The sequence below is a fragment of the Streptomyces sp. NPDC002309 genome (assembly GCF_053593375.1).
In genome coordinates, this window is the sequence record NZ_JBSFCI010000034.1 from 63,599 (window position 1) to 84,133 (window position 20,535).

General features: G+C 72.0%; 17 protein-coding genes and 3 pseudogenes. 14 read left to right on the forward strand and 6 right to left on the reverse strand.

The window, feature by feature from the left end:
- Positions 1-45: 45 nt before the first annotated feature.
- Positions 46-1,770, forward strand: coding sequence for a BCCT family transporter (locus ACWCPM_RS26050; RefSeq protein ID WP_450978688.1), 1,725 nt, complete (start codon positions 46-48; stop codon positions 1,768-1,770).
- 18 nt (positions 1,771-1,788) lie between these two features.
- Here ACWCPM_RS26050 and ACWCPM_RS26055 read toward each other — a convergent pair.
- A pseudogene (locus ACWCPM_RS26055) lies at positions 1,789-2,016 on the reverse strand (FAD-dependent oxidoreductase); the annotation flags it as partial.
- On the opposite strand from ACWCPM_RS26055, the pseudogene ACWCPM_RS26060 reads away from it, so the two are divergent.
- Positions 2,011-2,310, forward strand: a pseudogene (locus ACWCPM_RS26060) (hypothetical protein); the annotation flags it as partial. The pseudogenes ACWCPM_RS26055 and ACWCPM_RS26060 overlap by 6 nt on opposite strands.
- Before the next feature lie 49 nt (positions 2,311-2,359).
- Positions 2,360-4,000: an ABC-F family ATP-binding cassette domain-containing protein gene (locus ACWCPM_RS26065; RefSeq protein WP_450978689.1), complete on the forward strand. Its 1,641-nt coding sequence runs from the start codon at positions 2,360-2,362 to the stop codon at positions 3,998-4,000.
- Between the two features lie 297 nt (positions 4,001-4,297).
- On the opposite strand, the gene ACWCPM_RS26070 is transcribed toward ACWCPM_RS26065, so the two are convergent.
- Positions 4,298-6,712 carry a Tex family protein gene (locus ACWCPM_RS26070; protein WP_450978690.1) on the reverse strand — a complete coding sequence of 805 codons (2,415 nt, stop codon included), beginning with the start codon at positions 6,710-6,712 and terminating at the stop codon, positions 4,298-4,300.
- Positions 6,713-7,120: 408 nt separating this feature from the next.
- Between ACWCPM_RS26070 and ACWCPM_RS26075 the strand changes: the two are divergent.
- A pseudogene (locus ACWCPM_RS26075) lies at positions 7,121-7,443 on the forward strand (DJ-1/PfpI family protein); the annotation flags it as partial.
- A complete protein-coding gene (locus ACWCPM_RS26080) occupies positions 7,429-8,052 on the forward strand; it encodes a DJ-1/PfpI family protein (protein WP_450978713.1) in 624 nt (207 codons plus the stop codon). The pseudogene ACWCPM_RS26075 and the gene ACWCPM_RS26080, both read left to right, overlap by 15 nt.
- Here the strand turns inward: ACWCPM_RS26080 and ACWCPM_RS26085 are convergent.
- Complete coding sequence (locus ACWCPM_RS26085) at positions 8,044-8,793, reverse strand: enoyl-CoA hydratase/isomerase family protein (RefSeq protein ID WP_450978691.1); 750 nt, start codon at positions 8,791-8,793, stop codon at positions 8,044-8,046. The two genes, ACWCPM_RS26080 and ACWCPM_RS26085, sit on opposite strands and share 9 nt — an antisense overlap.
- Positions 8,794-8,861: 68 nt before the next feature.
- On the opposite strand from ACWCPM_RS26085, the gene ACWCPM_RS26090 reads away from it, so the two are divergent.
- Together ACWCPM_RS26090 and ACWCPM_RS26095 are read left to right on the forward strand one after the other, a co-directional pair.
- On the forward strand, positions 8,862-9,491 hold the full coding sequence (locus ACWCPM_RS26090) for an HdeD family acid-resistance protein (RefSeq protein ID WP_450978692.1): 630 nt from the start codon (positions 8,862-8,864) through the stop codon (positions 9,489-9,491).
- 175 nt (positions 9,492-9,666) lie between these two features.
- A complete protein-coding gene (locus ACWCPM_RS26095) occupies positions 9,667-10,176 on the forward strand; it encodes an ATP-binding protein (protein WP_450978714.1) in 510 nt (169 codons plus the stop codon).
- A 3-nt stretch (positions 10,177-10,179) separates the two neighbouring features.
- Here ACWCPM_RS26095 and idi read toward each other — a convergent pair whose 3' ends face one another.
- From idi to galE, 3 genes are all read right to left on the reverse strand, one after another.
- Positions 10,180-10,773 carry an isopentenyl-diphosphate Delta-isomerase gene (gene idi, locus ACWCPM_RS26100; RefSeq protein ID WP_450978693.1) on the reverse strand — a complete coding sequence of 198 codons (594 nt, stop codon included), beginning with the start codon at positions 10,771-10,773 and terminating at the stop codon, positions 10,180-10,182.
- Positions 10,774-10,968: 195 nt separating this feature from the next.
- The gene (locus ACWCPM_RS26105; RefSeq protein ID WP_450978694.1) at positions 10,969-11,907 is read right to left on the reverse strand and encodes a cation diffusion facilitator family transporter; all 939 of its coding nucleotides are present in this window, start codon (positions 11,905-11,907) and stop codon (positions 10,969-10,971) included.
- A gap of 147 nt (positions 11,908-12,054) precedes the next feature.
- Entirely contained in the window at positions 12,055-13,026 is a 972-nt protein-coding gene (gene galE / locus ACWCPM_RS26110; RefSeq protein ID WP_450978695.1) for a UDP-glucose 4-epimerase GalE, read from the reverse strand.
- Between the two features lie 293 nt (positions 13,027-13,319).
- Here galE and ACWCPM_RS26115 point away from each other — a divergent pair, with 293 nt between their 5' ends.
- The 7 genes from ACWCPM_RS26115 to ACWCPM_RS26145 all read left to right on the forward strand — a co-directional run bounded on the left by ACWCPM_RS26115 (position 13,320) and on the right by ACWCPM_RS26145 (position 20,343).
- The gene (locus ACWCPM_RS26115; protein WP_450978696.1) at positions 13,320-15,107 is read left to right on the forward strand and encodes a DUF5941 domain-containing protein; all 1,788 of its coding nucleotides are present in this window, start codon (positions 13,320-13,322) and stop codon (positions 15,105-15,107) included.
- Positions 15,104-15,856, forward strand: coding sequence for a phosphocholine cytidylyltransferase family protein (locus ACWCPM_RS26120; RefSeq protein WP_450978697.1), 753 nt, complete (start codon positions 15,104-15,106; stop codon positions 15,854-15,856). The genes ACWCPM_RS26115 and ACWCPM_RS26120 overlap by 4 nt, the downstream gene beginning before the upstream one ends.
- Entirely contained in the window at positions 15,844-16,905 is a 1,062-nt protein-coding gene (locus tag ACWCPM_RS26125) for an iron-containing alcohol dehydrogenase family protein (RefSeq protein ID WP_450978698.1), read from the forward strand. Before ACWCPM_RS26120 ends, ACWCPM_RS26125 begins: the two co-directional genes overlap by 13 nt.
- Positions 16,883-17,662, forward strand: a complete 780-nt coding sequence (locus tag ACWCPM_RS26130) for a CDP-alcohol phosphatidyltransferase family protein (protein WP_450978699.1) — start codon at positions 16,883-16,885, stop codon at positions 17,660-17,662. The genes ACWCPM_RS26125 and ACWCPM_RS26130 overlap by 23 nt, the downstream gene beginning before the upstream one ends.
- Before the next feature lie 8 nt (positions 17,663-17,670).
- Positions 17,671-18,543: a glycosyltransferase family 2 protein gene (locus ACWCPM_RS26135; RefSeq protein WP_450978700.1), complete on the forward strand. Its 873-nt coding sequence runs from the start codon at positions 17,671-17,673 to the stop codon at positions 18,541-18,543.
- 98 nt (positions 18,544-18,641) lie between these two features.
- On the forward strand, positions 18,642-19,571 hold the full coding sequence (locus ACWCPM_RS26140) for an ABC transporter permease (RefSeq protein ID WP_450978701.1): 930 nt from the start codon (positions 18,642-18,644) through the stop codon (positions 19,569-19,571).
- A complete protein-coding gene (locus ACWCPM_RS26145) occupies positions 19,564-20,343 on the forward strand; it encodes an ABC transporter ATP-binding protein (RefSeq protein ID WP_450978702.1) in 780 nt (259 codons plus the stop codon). Before ACWCPM_RS26140 ends, ACWCPM_RS26145 begins: the two co-directional genes overlap by 8 nt.
- Positions 20,344-20,535 lie beyond the last annotated feature (192 nt).

A 20,535-nucleotide genomic window follows, 5' to 3' on the forward strand; every position in this document is an offset into this window, starting at 1 on the left:
AGGGATCACATGAGCCCTCCGTGGCTCTGACGAAAGGTGCCGCCCGTGACGAACGACCGACCCGCCGACCACCATCCCCCGGCAGGGGACCCACTGCCGGGGGCGGAGGCGGGACTTCCCGGGCAGGCACCGCCCCGGACCGACCGGATCGTGTTCGGGGTCACCGCCGTGCTCACGCTGGCCTTCGTGATCTGGGGAGCGACCGCGACGGACTCCCTGGAACGCGTCTCCAGCAGCATGCTCAGCGGTCTGATCCACAACGGCGGCTGGGCGTTCATGCTGGCCGCCTCGGGGTTCGTCGTCTTCGCCCTCTGGCTGGCGATAAGCCGCTACGGCCGGATCCGCCTCGGCGCGGAGGGCGAGGAGCCCGAGTTCCGCACGGTGTCCTGGGTGGCGATGATGTTCAGCGCCGGCATGGGCATCGGCCTGATGTTCTACGGCGTGAGCGAGCCGCTCGCGCACTACACCACGCCACCGCCGGGCACGGACCCGGCCGACTCCGGCCAGCGCATGGAGACGGCCATGGCCACGACCCTGTTCCACTGGACGCTCCACCCGTGGGCGATCTACGCAGTGGTCGGTCTCGCCATCGCCTACAGCACCTTCCGCAGGCGCCGCCGTCAGACCATCAGCGCGGTCTTCACCCCGCTCATCGGCCGTCGGCACGCGAACGGCACCGCCGGCCGGGTCATCGACGTCCTCGCGATCGTCGCGACCGTCTTCGGTTCCGCGGCCTCGCTCGGGCTCGGCGCGCTCCAGATCGGTTCCGGCGTACGGGAGCTGGACTGGATGGACGACGTGAGCACCGGGCTGCTCGTCGCGATCATCGCGGTGCTCACCCTGGCGTTCGTCGCCTCGGCCGTCTCCGGTGTGGAGAAGGGCATCCAGTGGCTGTCCAACACCAACATGGTGCTGGCGCTGGTGCTCGTGCTGTTCGTGTTCGTCGCGGGCCCCACGGTCATCGTCCTCGACCTGCTGCCCACCTCGGTCTTCGCCTACCTCGGTGACCTCCCGCAGCTCGCGGGCCGCACCGAGGCCGCCGGCGGCGAGGGCGTCGCGGACTGGCTGGGCAGCTGGACCGTCTTCTACTGGGCCTGGTGGATCTCCTGGACGCCGTTCGTCGGTATGTTCATCGCCCGGATCAGCCGGGGCCGTACGATCCGGCAGTTCGTCGGCGGCGTCATCCTCGTGCCCAGCTCGGTCAGCCTCGTCTGGTTCGCCGTCTTCGGCGGCTCGGCGATGAGGACGGAGCAGCAGGGGCGGCTCGGCGACGAGTCCACCCCTGAGGGCCAGCTCTTCGCGCTCCTGCGGGAGTTCCCCCTCGCCACCGTCACCAGTCTGCTGGTGATGGTCCTCGTCGGCGTCTTCTTCGTCTCCGGCGCCGACGCGGCCTCGATCGTCATGGGCAGCCTCTCGCAGAAGGGAGCCCTCGAACCGACGCGCCCGGTCGTGGTGTTCTGGGGTGTGCTCACCGGGGCGGTGGCCGCCGTCATGCTCCTGGTCGGCAGCGGCCAGGGCGACGCGCTGACCGGGCTGCAGAACCTGACGATCCTCGCGGCGGCCCCGTTCGTCGTCGTGATGGTCTTCATGTGTGTCGCGCTCATGCGGGACCTGCGCCGCGACCCCGTCATCGTCCGCAACGAGATGGGTTCGGAGGCCATCGAACTGGCCGTCATCGAGGGCCACAAGAAGTACGACGGCGAGTTCGAGCTCCGCATCGGCCCGGGACGCGGCCCCGACGTGGAGGGTGACCCGATCGGCAAGCACTGACGTCCGTCCGGTCCCGCGTCACGGGGAGGCGGTCAGCCCGGCCGCCTCCTCCGCGCACCCCCACGCCACGGTGACGCCCGCACCCCCGTGCCCGTAGTGGTGCACGAGCACCCGTCCGTCCGGCAGCGTTTCGCGCTCCAGCCGCACGGCGTCCCGCACCGGCCGCAGCCCCACCCGGTGCTCCAGCACCCTCGCCCCCGCGATCTCCGGCCGCAGCGCCGCGCACCGCCGCACGATCGCCGCGGCCCCCTGGCACTGCGCCGCCTGACCCACCTGGCCGTGGCCGACGCCGAGGCGGGAGTCGAGGCGGGTGTCGAGGCGGGTGTCGAGGCGGGAGTCGAGGTCACCTCGGCCTGCCGGGTCCGCCTCACCGCGTACCGCCTCGACCGGCTCTCCCGCACCCGCACCCACGAGGTCTTCGACGGCGTCCTGGAACCGGGCCGGCACCGCATCCCGCTCCCCGCGAAGGCCGTGAAGGGCGAGTCGTACCTGGTGGCCAGGACGTCGGGAGGCGTGCTGGTGGAGGCGATGGCCCGCTGAGAACCGAGGAGCGGACGTGCCGCTCCGGCGCACTAGAATCGGCGGTCTGATGACTGCCACCCTCGTCGCCAAGAACCTCGCCGCCGGCCACGGTGACCGCGCGCTCTTCACCGGCCTCGACCTGGTCGTCGCGCCCGGCGACGTGATCGGACTGGTCGGTGCCAACGGAGCGGGCAAGTCCACGCTGCTGCGGATGCTCGCCGGACTCGCCGCCCCGGAGCAGGGCGAGCTGCGCCTGTCCCCGCCCACCGCCACCGTCGGGCATCTGCCGCAGGAACCGGAACGGCGGCCCGGTGAGTCGGTACGCGAGTTCCTGGCCCGCCGCACCGGCGTCGCCGAGGCCCAGCGCGCCATGGACGCCGCCACCCAGGCCCTGGTCGACGGAGCCCCCGGCGCGGACGACGCCTACGCCGACGCCCTGGAGCGCTGGCTCGGCCTCGGCGGCGCCGACCTCGACGAACGCGCCGAGGACGTCGCCGACACGCTCGGCCTCGCCGTCGGCCTCGACCAGCCCATGACGTCCCTCTCCGGCGGCCAGGCGGCCCGCGCCGGCCTCGCCTCGCTACTGCTCTCCCGCTACGACGTCTTCCTGCTCGACGAGCCCACCAACGACCTCGACCTCGACGGCCTGGAGCGCCTCGAACGCTTCGTCGGCGGACTGCGCGCCGGCACGGTCGTCGTCAGCCACGACCGCGAGTTCCTGACCCGCACGGTCACCAAGGTCCTCGAACTCGACCTCGCCCAGCAGCAGATCAACCTCTACGGCGGCGGCTACGCGGCCTATCTGGAGGAGCGCGACGTCGCCCGCCGGCACGCCCGCGAGGACTACGAGGAGTACGCCGACAAGAAGTCCGCCCTCCAGGACCGGGCGCTGATGCAGCGGTCCTGGATGGACAAGGGCGTGAAGAACGCCCGGCGCAAGGCGGGCAACGACAACGACAAGATCGGCCGCAAGTTCCGCAGCGAGGCCAGCGAGAAGCAGGCGGCGAAGGCCCGCCAGACCCAGCGCATGATCGAGCGGCTGGACGTGGTCGAGGAGCCCCGCAAGGAGTGGGAGCTGCGCATGGAGATCGCCTCGGCGCCCCGCTCCGGCGCGGTCGTGGCGACCCTGCGCGACGCGGAGGTCCGGCGTGGCGACTTCACGTTCGGACCGGTGTCCCTCCAGATCGACTGGGCGGACCGGGTCGCGGTCACCGGCGCGAACGGAGCGGGCAAGTCGACGCTGCTCGGGGCGCTGCTCGGCCGCGTCCCGCTCGACGCGGGGCACACCGTGCTCGGCTCGGGCGTGCTGGTCGGCGAGGTCGACCAGGCGCGCAAGCTGTTCCACGGCCCGGAGTCCCTGCTCGACGCGTTCCAGCGGGCGGTGCCCGACACCGAACCGGCCGAAGTGCGCACCCTCCTGGCCAAGTTCGGGCTGAAGGCGGACCATGTGCTCCGTCCGGCGGCCACCCTCTCGCCCGGCGAGCGCACCCGCGCCGGCCTCGCCCTGCTCCAGGGCCGGGGCGTCAACCTGCTGGTCCTCGACGAGCCGACCAACCACCTCGATCTGCCCGCCATCGAGCAACTGGAGTCGGCCCTCGACGCCTACACGGGCACGCTGCTGCTGGTCACCCACGACCGTCGGATGCTGGACGCGGTCCACGTCACCCGCCGGCTGGAGGTCGCGGACGGAAAGGTGAGCGAGCGCTAGCTGTTCCGTCCGGGACCTCGTGCGGCGTCCGCCACCCACGGGAGCTCCCGGGCACGCACCCGCCGCGGATCGCCCTCGCACTGCCCCCGTTCGGACCGGATGCCGCCCGGCCGCCCGCCCCCTCGCGACCGCGGTGGCGCCCGCCGACGGACGGCCGCCCGGGAGTGACGGGATCGGTCCCCCCATGCCTCGCCACGAGGTCCCAGGGTCAGCGTCGGCGCCGTGGTCCTGCCGGCACCCACCGTGCGGCCGGCCCGGCCCGGGCCCGCGCACGCGCGAGGGCCCGGGCCGCCCGGCTCAGCCCCGGCCGCCCTTCTTCGGGTCGAGCAGGCCCGCGCGGCGCAGGGCGTCGGCCATCGCACTGTTCGCCGGAGCCGGTGCCTGGCGGGCACCACCGCCCCCCTGGCGACCGCCACCGCCACCGCCGCCACTGCCACCGCCACCGCCGCCACTGCCACCGCCCTGCCGCTGCTGCGGCGGGCGCCCGCCGCCCCGCTGCGGGCGGCGCTCGCCGGAGCCCCGCTCCTGGGGCGCCGCCTCGTCGTCCAGCCGCAGGGTGAGGGAGATCCGCTTGCGCGGGATGTCGACGTCGAGGACCTTCACCTTCACGATGTCACCCGGCTTGACGACGTCCCGCGGGTCCTTGACGAACGTCTTCGACATCGCGGACACGTGCACCAGACCGTCCTGGTGGACGCCGACGTCCACGAACGCCCCGAACGCGGCCACGTTGGTGACCACGCCCTCCAGGACCATGCCCGACTCCAGGTCGCCGAGCTTCTCGACGCCCTCCTTGAAGGTGGCCGTCTTGAACGCCGGGCGCGGGTCACGCCCCGGCTTCTCCAGCTCCCTGAGGATGTCGCCGACCGTGGGCAGACCGAACGTCTCGTCCACGAAGTCCTGCGGCTTCAGCGACCGCAGCACACTCGTGTTGCCGACGAGCGCGGCCACCTCCTGTCCGGTGCTCTTCACCATCCGCCGGACGACGGGGTAGGCCTCGGGGTGCACGCTGGACGCGTCCAGCGGGTCGGCGCCCCGGATACGCAGGAAGCCCGCGCACTGCTCGTACGCCTTCGGCCCGAGCCGCGCCACCTTCTTCAGCTCGGGGCGGGACGTGAACGGGCCGTTGGCGTCCCGGTGGGCCACGATGTTCTCCGCGAGCCCGGACGAGATGCCCGACACGCGCGAGAGCAGCGGCGCGGACGCGGTGTTGACGTCGACACCGACGCCGTTCACACAGTCCTCGACCACCGCGTCCAGCGACCGCGACAGCTTCACCTCGGACAGGTCGTGCTGGTACTGGCCGACCCCGATCGACTTCGGGTCGATCTTCACCAGCTCGGCGAGCGGGTCCTGCAGCCGGCGCGCGATCGACACGGCGCCGCGCAGCGACACGTCCATGTCGGGCAGCTCCTGCGAGGCGAAGGCGGAGGCCGAGTACACGGACGCGCCCGCCTCGGACACCATCACCTTGGTGAGGTTCAACTCCGGGTGCCTGGTGATGAGTTCACCGGCGAGCTTGTCGGTCTCGCGGGACGCCGTGCCGTTGCCGATCGCGACCAGCTCGACCGCGTGCTCCGCGGCGAGCCGGGCCAGCTTGGCGATCGCCTCGTCCCACCTGTTGGCCGGGACGTGCGGGTGGATGACGTCGGTCGCGACGACCTTGCCGGTGGCGTCCACGACGGCCACCTTGACGCCGGTCCGGAAACCGGGGTCCAGGCCCAGCGTGGCGCGCGTACCGGCCGGCGCGGCGAGCAGCAGGTCCCGCAGGTTCGCGGCGAACACGCCGACCGCCTCGTCCTCGGCGGCCGTGCGCAGCCGCAGCCGCAGGTCGATGCCGAGGTGGACCAGGACACGGGTCCGCCAGGCCCAGCGGACGGTGTCCGTCAGCCACTTGTCGCCGGGGCGCCCGCGGTCGGCGATCGCGAACCGGCCGGCGATGATCCCCTCGTACGACGAGGGCCCCTCCGTCGCCTCCTCCGGCTCCAGGACGAGATCGAGGACCTCCTCCTTCTCGCCGCGCAGCATCGCGAGGATCCGGTGCGAGGGCAGCTCGGTGAACGGCTCGGCGAAGTCGAAGTAGTCCGCGAACTTGGCGCCGGCCTCCTCCTTGCCCTCCCGTACCTTCGCGGCCAGCCGCCCGCGCACCCACATGCGCTCACGCAGCTCACCGATCAGGTCGGCGTCCTCCGAGAACCGCTCGGTGAGGATCGCCCGGGCGCCGTCCAGGGCGGCCTGCGGGTCGGCCACGCCCTTGTCCGCGTCCACGAACGCGGCCGCCGCCGCGAGGGGCTCGACGGACGCGTCGCCCAGCAGCCCCTCGGCCAGCGGCTCCAGACCGGCCTCGCGGGCGATCTGCGCCTTGGTGCGCCGCTTGGGCTTGTACGGCAGGTAGATGTCCTCCAGGCGCGCCTTGGTCTCCGCGGCCCGGATCTGCGCCTGCAGTTCATCGGTGAGCTTGCCCTGCTCGCGCACCGACTCCAGGATCGCCGTCCGCCGCTCCTCCAGCTCCCTCAGATAGCGCAGCCGCTCCTCGAGCGTGCGCAGCTGCGCGTCGTCGAGCATCTCGGTCGCTTCCTTGCGGTAGCGGGCGATGAAGGGCACCGTGGAACCGCCGTCGAGCAGCTCCACGGCAGCCTTGACCTGCCGCTCCCGTACGCCGAGCTCCTCGGCGATCCTGCCTTCGATGGACCCTACGAGGGGTGTCGTCACGATCCCGTACCGCCTTCTCCACTTCGGGTTGCGCGGCAATTGTGGCAGGTGGCACCGACAACAGGGGAGCAGGGCGGGTAGTGGCGGGGCGGCGGTTCTCAGGCCCCGCGCGCGCCGGGCCGTCCGGCCCCGCAGGCGCCGCCCAGGAGCCGGCCCCCGCCCGGAACGGCGGCGTCACGACCGTGGCGACGGCGCCGCAGCTCCGGCGCAGCACATCCGCCGGGGGCGCGGAACGCGTCGTTCCCCTTCCGCCGGTGGTGTCACCCGTCCCCTTTTCGTCGGTGGCCTTGCCCGTCCCTCGCCCCCGAGTACCTCGCCCGTCGCGGCCCATGCCGGTCGAGCCGATGGCAGGAAAGGTGGGGAGCTCGTCATTGCGGCCGTCCCGAGGACAGGCGAAGAATCGCCTCCATGGAGCAGCGAACCGTCCTGTTCGTCCTCTTCGACGGCGTGCGGAGCCTCGATCTCACCGGTCCCGCGGAGGTCTTCGCGGGCGCCGAGCACCACACGCCGGGGACGTACCGGATACGCACCGCCTCCCTCGACGGCGGCCCGGTCCGCACCTCCAGCGGACTGACCCTGGTGCCGGACGGGCCCCTTGCCGGCGCGCCCGAGCCGCACACCCTGGTCGTCCCCGGCGGCGAGGGCACCCGTGCGCCGGAGCCTCGTCTGACCGACTGGCTGCGCGCGCACGGGCCACGCGCCCCCGTCTCGTCTCGGTGTGCACGGGATCGTACGAGGGTTTCACGGCCCTGGACGCCGTGGGCCCCTACGAGACCCTCGGCCGGCTCCCGGACGCGGAGACGGTCTTCGTGGCCGAACGCACCGGCCCCGTCCGCACCGACACCGGCAACCTCGCCCTCACCGCCGACCGGACGCCGGCCGACGTGCCGAGCCCCGACGTCGTGGTGGTGCCCGGTGGCCCCGAACCGGCACCCCGGATGGCGAACGGCACCCTGCTGGACTGGGTGCGCACCGTCGACACCCGCACCACCTGGACGACGTCCGTGTGCACCGGCTCCCTGATCCTGGCCGCCGCCGGACTCCTCCGGGGCCGCCGGGCGACCTCCCACTGGCTGACCCTGGACGAACTGAGGCCCTTCGGTGTGGAACCCACGGGCGAGCGGGTCGTCCTCGACGGCAAGTACGTCACCGCCGCCGGTGTCTCCTCGGGCATCGACATGGGCCTGACGCTGCTCGGCAGGATCGCCGGCGACGAACACGCCCAGGCCGTCCAGCTGATGACGGAGTACGACCCGCAGCCGCCCTACGACGCGGGCTCCCCGCTGAAGGCGCCCGCGCACCTCGTCGAGATGTTCCGGGGGCAGGCCGCGTCAGCCTGACGCGGTCCAGGTGAAGCGCGGCTGCCGCCGCTCCAGGAACGCGGTGACGCCCTCCGCCGTGTCGGCGTTGCCGCGCGCGTGCTCGGCCCAGTGGGCGTCCCGGTCGGTGTGCCCGTCGGCGAACTCCTTGGCCGACGCCTGGGTCAGCTGCGAGCGGGAGACCAGGACGCGGGTGAACTCGGCGACGCGCTTGCCGAGTTCGCCCTCGGGCAGTACCTCGTCGACCAGTCCGGTGCGCAGCGCCCGGCCGGTGTCGATCAACTCGCCGGAGTACAGCAGGTACTTGGTCGTCGCCGGACCGACCAGCGACACCAGCCGCCGGGTCGCCGAGGACGGATACACGATCCCCAGCTTCGCCGGTGTCACCCCGAACAGCGCGCCCTCCTCCGCGAACCGCAGGTCACAGGCCGCCGCGAGCTGCGCCCCACCGCCCACGCAGTGCCCGCGGACCGCCGCCAGCGTCGGCTTCGGGAACGCGGCGAGCGCCTCCTCGGCCAGCACGGACAGCCCTTGCGCCTCGGCGGGGGAGGCCCGCAGGGTGGAGATGTCGGCGCCCGCGCAGAACGTGTCTCCCTCGCCCGTCAGCACCAGGGCCCGTACCCCGGGGTCGGCCGCCAGGGTGTCGAGCAGCGGGGGCAGCGCCCGCCACATCGCGGCGGTCATGGCGTTCCGCTTGGCGGGATGGGCGATGACCACGGTCGCGACCGAGTCGGCGACGTCGAGCAGCAGCTGGGGCTCCATGTGCCGGATGCTAGCCGTGACCCCGCTCACTACCATCGACCAGGGGACCCGTGAGAGGAGGCGGCCCGATGGCGCGGACCACGAAGGACGGGAAGGCGAGGCTGCGGCGCGGCTTCGGCCGGCTGGTCGCGCTGGGCGTGCCGCTGGTCCTCGCCGGCCTGGTCGGCCTCGTGTACACCGGCGTGGCCACCCTGACGTCCATGCTGCTGTTCGGCTGGCTGCTGCTGATCGGCGGCGTGGTGGGTCTGCTGCACGCGATCGAGGGACGCGGCAGCAACTTCTTCTGGCTCGCTGCGATCGTCGCCGCCCTGAACATCGCCGCGGGTGTCGTGGTGCTGAAGAGCCCCGAGGCCGCCGCCGACGCCCTCGCCATGTTCGCCGCCCTGCTCTTCCTCGCCGCCGGGCTCTTCCGGCTGGTCGGCTCTCTGGTGGTGCGCGGCCCGCAGTTCGGCTGGACGCTGCTGCTGGGCGCCTTCGACCTGCTGCTGGGCATCGCGGTGCTGGGCTCCTGGCCGAGCAGCAGCCAGTACGTCATCGGCACGTTCATCTCGCTGGCCCTGCTCTTCGACGGCCTCGGCCTGATCGCCACCGGCTTCGGCGGCCGCCGGGTCGTCGGCATGGTGGAGGACGCCGGCGGTGACGGCGGGGGCGTCCAGGGCGCCCCGGGCGGGGCCACGAAACCCGTACAAGCCGAATAGTTCGTAAAGTCGGCAGCGGTGGGACAGGATGCAGTCACACATCTGACGGGGTCATACGCCAACGGTCAGAAGCGTTCGATAGTCGCTGACTTCTGTTCAGTTCTCCGGTGTGCCGAGGTCCGGTACCAACACTCGACGTGTGGTGACAATCGAGCACAAGGGTGGCGACCGGACCATGGACGACCACGGGCGCGGGCACGCCCCACGCCCCGAAGGCGACACAGGCGCACCCGTCGAGCCGAGGACGCGCGATCCACTGCCCTACGAGGGGGTGTGGCGGTTCACCGCCCCCGCGGTCGACGCCTCGGTCCCGCAGGCCCGGCACGCCGTACGGGACCTGCTCCTGCGTCAGCGGGTGCCGGTCACCGAGGACGTGCTCCAGGGACTGCTGCTGATCGTCTCCGAGCTGGTCACGAACGCCGTGCGGCACGCGGCGGTGCTCTCGCCGATGCTCGCCGTGGAGGTCGCCGTCGGCGCCGAGTGGGTACGCGTGTCCGTCGAGGACAACCACCCCTACCGCCCGATCGCCCTGGAGACGGACCACGGCAGGACCGGCGGCCGGGGACTGCTGCTCGTGCGGGAGATCACCCGGGAGGTGGGCGGCGTGTGCGACGTCGAGCACACCGCGAGCGGCGGCAAGGTGATCTGGGCCGCCCTGCCGCTCGACCCCGGACGGCTGATCTGAGGCTCACCAGCCCTCGGACGGACCCGTCAGCTCCCTGATCGCCGGACGGGCCGCGTCCAGCACCGTCATGAACCAGGCCGAGAAGGTGTCCTCGGCGTGCCGCTCCGCCAGTTCGGCGGGGGTGACGAACGCCGTGGCGTGCACCTCCTCCGGGTCCGGCCGCAGCGGTGCCTGCACCAGACCCACGAAGAGGTGGTTGTACTCCTGCTCCACCAGGCCCGAGGCGGGGTCCGGGTGGTTGTAGCGCACGGTGCCCGCCTCGGCGAGCAGCGACGGGGAGACACCGAGCTCCTCGAAGGTCCGCCTGGCCGCCGCCGCGAAGGGGGCCTCGCCGGGGTACGGGTGGCCGCAGCAGGTGTTGGACCACACGCCGGGGGAGTGGTACTTGCCGAGGGCGCGCTGCTGGAGCAGCAGCCGGCCGTATTCGTCGAACAGGAACACGGAGAACGCCCGGTGCAGCCGGCCCGGTGGCTGATGGGCGGCGAGCTTCTCCTCGGTGCCGATCGTCACGCCGTTCTCGTCGACCAGTTCCAGCAGGATCGCTTCCGCGGTGCCGTTCGACGAGCTGGTCGTCGCGTTGGCAGGTGTGATCGGCATACCCATCCTTCGCCTCGTTCCTCGCGCCCCAGTCTGCCGTACGAATCCGGCACTCCCGGCACTTCCCGGCGCGTCGGCGCCGGAAGGGGGCCCGGAAGGTGATCGTGCCCTGCTCACGCAGAAGGAACCATCCGCTACGGGCTGTGCGGGAAGTGGTGGGAGCGCGCGGTGGCGCGCCGTGCGCCGCCAGGGCGCTCAGTGGCACAGTCCCGGCTCGTGTTCCGCGTGACCGCCCGGTTCCAGCTGGAACGTGCAGTGCGCCACGTCGAAGTGGTGGCCCAGGCAGCCCTGCAGCTCGTGGAGGATCTTCTCGTGTCCTATCGCGTTCAGGACCTCGGAGCGGACGACGACGTGGGCGGACAGCACCGGCATGCCCGACGTGATGGTCCAGGCGTGCAGGTCGTGCACGTCCTCGACGCCGTCGAGCTCCAGCATGTGGGTGCGCACCTCGTCCATGTCGACGCCCTTGGGGGCCGACTCCAGGAGCACGTCGAGCGTCTCGCGCAGCAGCTTCAGCGTGCGCGGCACGATCATCAGGCCGATGGCCAGCGAGGCGATCGGGTCGGCGGCCTGCCAGCCGGTCGTGAGGATCACCGCGGCCGAGATCAGCACCGCGAGCGAGCCCAGCGCGTCCGCAGCCACCTCCAGGAACGCGCCGTGCACGTTCAGGCTCTCCTTCTGGCCCCGCATGAGCAGCGTGAGAGAGATCATGTTCGCGACCAGACCGATCGCGCCGAACACGAGGGTCAGCCCGCCCTCGGTGGCGGCCGGTGTGATGAACCGCTGGATCGCCTCGTAGAGCACATAGCCGCCGACCCCGAGCAGCAGCAGACAGTTGGCGAGCGCGGCGAGGATCTCGGCGCGCGCGAACCCGAAGGTCCGGTTGGCGCTGGCCGGCAGGTTGGCGAAGTGGATCGCCAGCAGCGCCATGCCGAGACCGAGCGCGTCGGTCGCCATGTGCGCGGCGTCGGCGATCAGCGCGAGGGAGTCCGCGAGCACACCGCCGACGATCTCGACCACCATGACGGTGAGCGTGATGCCCAGCGCGATCCGCAGCCTGCCGCGGTAGGCGGCCGCGGCCGTACCGGTGGCCCGCGCGCCGTGCGCGTGCCCGTGATCGTGCCCTGCCCCCATGGAAAGCCGCCTCCTGCGATCGGGTCCGGACCCCAGTGAACTACGGGTGGGGGGTATCCGGCAACGCGGCACTGAACACCGTTGTCATATGCCCTGACCTGCGGAAACGACGGGCAGGTCAGGGCGTCGCGGTGATTGGCGAGGGGCTCAGCGGCCGTGGTGGAGCCGCCATCCCCGCCAGGCCGTTTCCACCATCTCGGGTACCGGGCGCCGGGCGGTCCAGCCCAGCTCCGACCTGGCCCGGGCGGCGGAGGCGACGGCGCGCGCCGCGTCCCCGGGCCGGCGCGGTTCGACGACGGGCGCACGCGTGTCGCCGGTCACCTCACCGATCAGGGTGACCAGTTCGCGCACCGACACACCCTCGCCGCGCCCGATGTTCACGGTCAGGTCGCCCGCCGCCTCGGGCGCCGAGAGCCGCCGGGCCGCCGCGAGGTGCGCGTCGGCGAGGTCGGCCACGTGGATGTAGTCGCGCACACAGGTGCCGTCCGGCGTCGGGTAGTCGTCGCCGAAGATCCGCGGGGCCTCGTCGCGCGTCAGCCGGTCGAAGACCATGGGGACGATGTTGAACACGCCGGTGTCGGCCAGCTCGGGCGCGGCAGCGCCCGCCACGTTGAAGTAGCGCAGGCACGCCGTGGCGATGCCGTGCGCCCGCCCGGCCGCCCGCACCAGCCACTCACCGGCGAGCTTCGTCTCGCCGTAGGGGCTCATCGGCGCGCACGGTGTGTCCTCCGTGATGAGTTCCACATCGGGGTTGCCGTAGACGGCCGCGGAGGAGGAGAAGACGAAACGCCCGATCCCGGCCCCGGCGACCGCGTCCAGCAGGATCGCGAGACCGCCGACGTTCTCCTCGTAGTAGCGGGCCGGCTGGGCGACGGACTCGCCGACCTGCTTGCGCGCCGCGAGATGCACCACCCCGGTCACCGCGTGCTCGGCCAGTACCCGCTTCAGCAGCTCCGCGTCCCCGGACGAACCCCGCACCAGGGGAACGTCCGCCGGGAGCCGCGCGGGCACCCCGGACGAGAGGTCGTCCAGTGCGACGACGCGCTCCCCGGCCTCCGCCATGACCCGCGCCACATGCGCCCCGATGTATCCGGCACCGCCGGTGATCAGCCATGTCATGGTGGCCCACCCTAGTCCCGGCCGGTGGCCGACCCGGCCGGACGACGCGTCCCGTGCGCCCCGCCGGCCCGCCCGCGGCGGTCCGATCTTGTCCGCCGGACCCGGCATCACCGATGATGAGCGACAGCAGACGGTGTCGACCGGACCGTTAACGGCCGGTGAACACCGGCTTCCCGTCATCCGATAGCCTCTGCCGACATGCCGTCCGCCGGTGCAGCTCCGCCTGCCCCCAACGACGCCCCACCATGCACGCGACCGGCGTGGAAACGCCGGCCCCCAGGGAGTGAGTTCGGTTGCCGACCGCCATCGTCACCGGTCAGCCGGTCCCCGGATCGTCGATCGAGGGCGATCTGCGGTCTCTCGGCTTCGAGGTGCGCACAGCCGCCGACCCGGCCGGGACCGAGACCCTTCTCGCCCAGGTGCCGGGTGACCAGCGGGTCGCCGTGGTCGACGCCCGTTTCGTCGGCCATCTCCACACGCTGCGCCTCGGCCTCACCGACCCGCGCTTCCCGCTCGCCGCGATCCCCGGCGCCGTCACGGCCCAGCCCGCCGGCCGTCAGGCCCTGGCGCGCGCGCTGGCCCGCCAGACCTCCGCCCAGGGCACACTGCTGGTCGACAGCCTCGCCGACCGGATAACCGGCACGCTGGACACGGACGTGCACCGGCCCGAGCTCGGCACCCTGGTCGCGGCCGTGCCCGCCGACCCGCAGGCCCGCAACGAGGCCAGGCAGGCGGTCGCCGCCGTCGACGACGAGGCCGTACGCCTGAAGTCGGCGGTCAAGGCACGCGACGGCTTCTTCACCACCCACTTCGTCAGCCCGTACTCCCGCTACATAGCGCGCTGGTGCGCCCGGCGCGGACTGACCCCCAACCAGGTCACGACCGCCTCCCTGCTCACCGCCCTGGCCGCGGCGGGCTGCGCGGCCACCGGCACCCGCGGCGGGTTCGTCGCGGCGGGCGTGCTCCTCATCGCGTCCTTCGTGCTCGACTGCACCGACGGCCAGCTGGCCCGCTACTCCCTGCAGTACTCCACCCTCGGCGCCTGGCTGGACGCCACCTTCGACCGCGCCAAGGAGTACGCCTACTACGCGGGCCTCGCCCTCGGCGCCGCACGCGGCGGCGACGACGTCTGGGCCCTCGCCCTGGGCGCGATGGTCCTGCAGACCTGCCGGCACGTCGTCGACTTCTCCTACAACGAGGCGAACACCGGAGATCCGGCGGGCACGGCCGACACCAGTCCCACCGCCGCACTGTCCGACAGACTGGACAGGGTCGGCTGGACGGTGTGGCTGCGCCGGATGATCGTCCTGCCGATCGGCGAACGCTGGGCGCTGATTGCGGTGCTCACTGCCGTCACGACCCCGCGCGTCACCTTCACCGTGCTGCTCATCGGGTGCGCCTTCGCCGCGGCCTACACCACCGCGGGCCGCGTCCTGCGCTCCCTGACCCGCAAGGCCGGCCGGACCGACCGCGCGGCCCGGGCGCTGGCCGATCTGGCCGACAGCGGCCCCCTGGTGGAACTTCTCACACGCAAGGTGCGCCTGCCCGCGGCCCCGGTCTGCGCCGCCGCCGGCGGTCTCCTCCTGGTGACCTCCGCCGCACTCGCGGGCGCGACCTGGCCGACGCTGCTCGCCGCGCTCGCGTACGTCGCGCTCTCCGCGGCCGCCGTCTCACGCCCCCTGAAAGGCGCGCTGGACTGGCTGGTTCCGCCCTTCTTCCGGGCCGCCGAATACGGGACCGTGCTGATCCTGGCAGCTGAATCAGAGGTGAACGGAGCACTTCCCGCGGCTTTCGGACTGGTTGCGGCCGTCGCCTACCATCACTACGACACGGTCTACCGCATCCGTGGCGACGCGGGTGCTCCCCCGCAGTGGCTGGTGCGGGCGACCGGGGGGCACGAGGGCCGGACGCTGGTGGTCGTGATCCTCGCCGTGGCGCTGAGCGCCGCGCAGTTCACGGTCGCGCTCACGGCGCTCGCCGTGGCCGTCGCCCTGCTCGTGCTCCTGGAGAGCATCCGCTTCTGGGTGTCCGCCCATCGACAGGGCGCACCCGCCGTACACGACGAAGGAGAACCCGCATGATCGGCCTCGTGCTGGCGGCCGGCGCCGGCCGGCGTCTGCGCCCCTACACCGACACCCTGCCCAAGGCGCTGGTGCCGGTGGGGCCCGCGGGCGACGAGGACGGTCCCACGGTGCTCGACCTCACCCTGGCCAACTTCGCCGAGATCGGCCTGAGCGAGGCCGCGATCATCGTCGGCTACCGCAAGGAGGCCGTGTACGCCCGCAGGGCCGAGCTGGAGCGGAAGTACGGCCTCAAGCTCACGCTGATCGACAACGACAAGGCCGAGGAGTGGAACAACGCCTACTCCCTGTGGTGCGGGCGCGACGCGCTCAAGGACGGTGTGATCCTCGCCAACGGCGACACCGTGCACCCGGTCTCCGTGGAGCGGACGCTGCTCGCCGCGCGCGGCGAGGGCCGGCGGATCATCCTCGCCGTCGACACCGTGAAGTCGCTGGCCGACGAGGAGATGAAGGTCGTCGTCGACCCCGAGCGGGGCGTCCGGAAGATCACCAAGCTGATGGACCCGGCGGAGGCCACCGGCGAGTACATCGGCGTCACCCTCATCGAGGGCGACGCCGCTCCCGAACTGGCGGACGCCCTGCGCGCCGTCTGGGAGAGCGACCCCCAGCAGTTCTACGAGCACGGCTACCAGGAGCTCGTGAACCGAGGCTTCAAGATCGACGTGGCTCCGATCGGCGACGTGCCGTGGGTCGAGATCGACAACCACGACGATCTGGCCCGGGGACGGGAGATCGCGTGCCGGTACTGACCAGGCTCGTCCCGACACCGGTAGTCGTCGACATCCGCCCGGGTGCCCTCGACGACCTCGCCGGTGTGCTCGCCGACGAGCGGATATCGCACTCGGGCAGGCTCGCCGTCGCCGTCAGCGGCGGCTCCGGCGCCCGGCTGCGCGACCGCGTCGCCCCGCAGCTGCCCGGCGCCACCTGGTACGAGGTGGACGGCGGCACGCTGGACGACGCCGTGCGGCTGGCCGCCGACATGAAGGCGGGCCACTTCGACGCCCTCGTCGGGCTCGGCGGCGGCAAGATCATCGACTGCGCCAAGTTCGCCGCGGCCCGAGTCGGCCTCCCCCTGGTCGCCGTCCCGACGAACCTCGCGCACGACGGCCTGTGCTCCCCGGTCGCGACCCTCGACAACGACGCGGGCCGCGGCTCGTACGGCGTGCCCAACCCGATCGCCGTCGTCATCGACCTGGACGTCATCCGCGAGGCCCCGGTCCGCTACGTGCGGGCCGGCATCGGCGACGCGGTCTCCAACATCTCCGCGATCGCCGACTGGGAGCTGGCGAACCGCGTCAAGGGCGAGAAGATCGACGGACTCGCCGCGGCGATGGCCCGCCAGGCCGGCGAGGCGGTGCTGCGGCACCCGGGCGGCATCGGCGACAACGACTTCCTCCAGGTGCTGGCCGAGGCCCTGGTCCTCAGCGGGATCGCCATGTCCGTCTCCGGCGACTCCCGCCCCTCCTCCGGCGCCTGCCACGAGATCAACCACGCCTTCGACCTGCTGTTCCCCCAGCGCGCGGCCGCGCACGGCGAGCAGTGCGGACTGGGCGCGGCCTTCGCGATGTATCTGCGCGGCGCTCACGAGGAGTCGGCGTACATGGCCGAGGTGCTGCGCCGGCACGGACTGCCGGTGCTCCCGGAGGAGATCGGCTTCACCCCGGACGAATTCGTCCGGGTCGTGGAGTACGCCCCTCGGACCCGGCCGGGCCGCTACACGATCCTCGAACACCTCGACCTGCAAACCCACCAGATCAAGGACACCTACGCCGACTATGTCAAGGCCATCGGTAGCTGAACTCCGCCCCGTCGTCCACCCCGCCGGGGTCAAGGACAGGCGCAGCGGTGAGCACTGGGCTGGACGCCTCTACATGCGTGAGGTGTCGCTGCGGGTCGACCGCTACCTCGTGAACACCAAGGTCACCCCCAACCAGCTCACGTACCTGATGACCGTGTGCGGTGTGCTCGCGGCCCCCGCCCTGCTGGTTCCCGGCATCCCGGGAGCCGTGCTCGGCGTGGTGATGGTCCAGCTGTACCTGCTGCTGGACTGCGTCGACGGTGAGATCGCCCGCTGGAAGCAGCAGTTCTCGCTGGGCGGCGTCTATCTGGACCGGGTCGGCGCCTACCTCACCGACACGGCCGTGCTGGTCGGCCTCGGCCTGCGCGCCGCCGACCTGTGGGGCAGCGGCCGGGTCGACTGGCTCTGGGCGTTCCTCGGCACTCTCGCCGCCCTCGGCGCGATCCTGATCAAGGCGGAGACCGACCTCGTCGGCGTGGCCCGGCACCAGGGCGGGCTGCCGCCGGTGAAGGAGACCGCCTCCGAGCCGCGCTCCTCCGGCATGGCGCTGGCCCGGCGGGCCGCGGCCGCGCTCAAGTTCCACCGGCTGATCCTCGGCATCGAGGCGTCGCTGCTGATCCTGGTCCTCGCGATCCTGGACGCGATCCGGGGCGACCTGTTCTTCACCCGGCTCGGCGTCGCCGTGCTCGCCGGGATCGCCCTCCTCCAGACACTCCTGCACCTGGTGTCCGTCCTCGTCTCGAGCAGGCTCCGGTGAGCCCGGGGATGCGCGTCGGGGCCGTCATCATCACGATGGGCAACCGGCCCGCGGAGCTGAGCGCGCTGCTGGAGTCGGTCGCCGGGCAGGAGGGCGACCCGATAGACGTGGTCGTCGTCGGCAACGGCTCACCGGTGCCCGAGGTCCCCGCCGGCGTGCGCACCGTCGAGCTGCCGGAGAACCTCGGCATCCCGGGCGGGCGCAACGTCGGCATCGAGGCCTTCGGCCCCGGCGGCCGCGACGTCGACGTACTGCTGTTCCTCGACGACGACGGCCTGCTCGCCCGCGCCGACACCGCCGAGCTGTGCCGCGAGGCGTTCGAGGCCGATCCCGGGCTCGGTATCGTCAGCTTCCGTATAGCCGACCCCGACACCGGCGTCACCCAGCGCCGCCACGTTCCCCGGCTGCGGGCCTCCGACCCGCTGCGTTCCTCGCGCGTGACCACCTTCCTCGGTGGCGCCAACGCGGTGCGCACCCGGGTGTTCGCCGAGGTCGGCGGCCTGCCCGACGAGTTCTTCTACGCGCACGAGGAGACCGACCTGGCCTGGCGCGCCCTCGACGCGGGCTGGCTGATCGACTACCGGTCGGACATGGTGCTGTACCACCCGACGACCGCGCCCTCGCGGCACGCGGTCTACCACCGCATGGTCGCCCGCAACCGCGTCTGGCTCGCCCGCCGCAATCTGCCGGCCGCCCTCGTCCCGTTCTATCTGGGCATCTGGCTCGCCCTGACGCTGCTGCGCCGCCCCTCGCGGCCGGCCCTGCGGGCATGGTTCGGCGGCTTCCGGGAGGGCTGGCGGTCCTCCTGCGGGCCCCGCCGGCCCATGAAGTGGCGTACGGTGTGGCGGCTGACCCGACTGGGCCGACCTCCTGTCATCTGACAAGCTCGTCCCTGAGAGGATTCGGGGCGTAACGCTCGGCTCCCGGCCGCTGCCCAGCCCGCAGGGGCTGCGCATCTCGAAGACGAAAGTTTCGACTAGTGAGTGAGACCACGCACGACGGCACAGTCGCGGTGACCGCGCCCGTGCCATCCGACGAGGGACTGGCCGCGGCGGACCTCGCCGCGAAGTACGGCCTGACCGTGAGCGGCGCCCGCCCCTCCCTCGTCGAGTACGTCCGCCAGCTCTGGGACCGTCGCCACTTCATCCTCGCGTTCTCGCGGGCGAAGCTGACCGCCCAGTACAGCCAGGCCAAACTCGGCCAGCTGTGGCAGGTCGTCACACCGCTGCTCAACGCGGCCGTGTACTTCTTCGTCTTCGGCGTGATCCTGGAGGCCGACCGGGGCATGCCGCGGGAGGTGTACATCCCCTTCCTGGTGACGGGCGTGTTCGTCTTCACCTTCACGCAGAGCTCGGTGATGGCCGGCGTCCGGGCGATCTCCGGCAACCTCGGTCTGGTGCGCGCCCTGCACTTCCCGCGTGCCTCGCTGCCGGTCTCCTTCGCCCTGCAGCAGCTCCAGCAGCTGCTCTTCTCGATGATCGTGCTGTTCGCCGTGACCTGTGCCTTCGGCAGCTACCCGACGCTGTCCTGGGTGCTGATCGTGCCGGCGCTCGCGCTCCAGTTCTGCTTCAACACCGGTCTCGCGCTGATCATGGCCCGGGCCGGCTCCAAGACACCGGACCTCGCGCAGTTGATGCCGTTCGTGCTGAGGACGTGGATGTACGCGTCCGGCGTCATGTACTCCATCCCGATCATGCTGGCCGACAAGCCGTCCTGGATCGCCAACATCCTCCAGTGGAACCCGGCCGCGGTCTACATGGACCTGATGCGCTTCGCGATGATCGACGGCTACGGCTCCGAGAACCTCCCCGACCATGTCTGGGCGATCGCCTGCGGCTGGGCGGTGCTGTTCGTCCTCGGCGGCTTCGTGTACTTCTGGAAGGCGGAGGAGAGGTACGGCCGTGGCTGACCGCACGAGCGAGGAACGCATCCCCACCGTCATCGCGGACGAGCTGCACATCGTCTACCGCGTCAACGGCGCGAAGACGGGCAAGGGCAGCGCCACCGCCGCCCTCAGCCGCATCGTCAAGCGCCGCGAGGACCGGGGGGTGCGCAAGGTGCACGCCGTGCGCGGTGTCTCCTTCGTCGCCTACCGGGGCGAGGCCGTCGGCCTGATCGGCTCCAACGGCTCCGGCAAGTCGACGCTGCTGCGGGCCATCGCCGGACTGCTGCCCGCGGAGAGCGGCAAGGTCTACACCGACGGCCAGCCCTCGCTGCTCGGGGTGAACGCGGCCCTGATGAACGACCTGACCGGTGAGCGCAACGTCATACTGGGCGGTCTCGCCATGGGCATGACCCGTGAGCAGATCAAGGAGCGCTACCAGCAGATCGTCGACTTCTCGGGCATCAACGAGAAGGGCGACTTCATCACGCTGCCCATGCGGACGTACTCCTCCGGCATGGCCGCCCGCCTGCGGTTCTCCATCGCGGCCGCCAAGGACCACGACGTCCTGATGATCGACGAGGCGCTGGCCACGGGCGACCGCTCCTTCCAGAAGCGCTCCGAGGAGCGCATCCGCGAGCTGCGCAAGCAGGCGGGTACGGTGTTCCTGGTCAGCCACAACAACAAGTCGATCAGGGACACCTGCGACCGTGTGCTGTGGCTGGAGCGCGGTGAGCTGCGCATGGACGGACCCACCGACGAGGTCCTCAAGGAGTACGAGAAGTTCACGGGTAAGTAGACAGCCGTTCGGGGCCCCGCCGGAACCGCTCCGGCGGGGCCCCGTGACGTCGGCGTGTCGCCGGTGGGGGCTCCCGGTGCCGAGCGCAAAGGAAGCGTCAACTCCGTTCGGCCGCAGGGGGCTTGAAGCCAATCGGTGTGCTCTTGTGATGCGCAGGACACCCCCTCGGTCCGCGCCGCGTTGTACAACGTA

Excerpts from the sequence above, each read along its gene's own strand:
- ACWCPM_RS26065 (WP_450978689.1), top strand. The coding sequence starts at position 2,360 with ATGACTGCCACCCTCGTCGCCAAGAACCTCGCCGCCGGCCACGGTGAC.
- ACWCPM_RS26085 (WP_450978691.1), bottom strand. The coding sequence starts at position 8,793 with ATGGAGCCCCAGCTGCTGCTCGACGTCGCCGACTCGGTCGCGACCGTG.
- ACWCPM_RS26090 (WP_450978692.1), top strand. The coding sequence starts at position 8,862 with ATGGCGCGGACCACGAAGGACGGGAAGGCGAGGCTGCGGCGCGGCTTC.
- ACWCPM_RS26095 (WP_450978714.1), top strand. The coding sequence starts at position 9,667 with ATGGACGACCACGGGCGCGGGCACGCCCCACGCCCCGAAGGCGACACA.
- idi (WP_450978693.1), bottom strand. The coding sequence starts at position 10,773 with ATGCCGATCACACCTGCCAACGCGACGACCAGCTCGTCGAACGGCACC.
- ACWCPM_RS26105 (WP_450978694.1), bottom strand. The coding sequence starts at position 11,907 with ATGGGGGCAGGGCACGATCACGGGCACGCGCACGGCGCGCGGGCCACC.
- galE (WP_450978695.1), bottom strand. The coding sequence starts at position 13,026 with ATGACATGGCTGATCACCGGCGGTGCCGGATACATCGGGGCGCATGTG.
- ACWCPM_RS26120 (WP_450978697.1), top strand. The coding sequence starts at position 15,104 with ATGATCGGCCTCGTGCTGGCGGCCGGCGCCGGCCGGCGTCTGCGCCCC.
- ACWCPM_RS26130 (WP_450978699.1), top strand. The coding sequence starts at position 16,883 with ATGTCAAGGCCATCGGTAGCTGAACTCCGCCCCGTCGTCCACCCCGCC.
- ACWCPM_RS26135 (WP_450978700.1), top strand. The coding sequence starts at position 17,671 with ATGCGCGTCGGGGCCGTCATCATCACGATGGGCAACCGGCCCGCGGAG.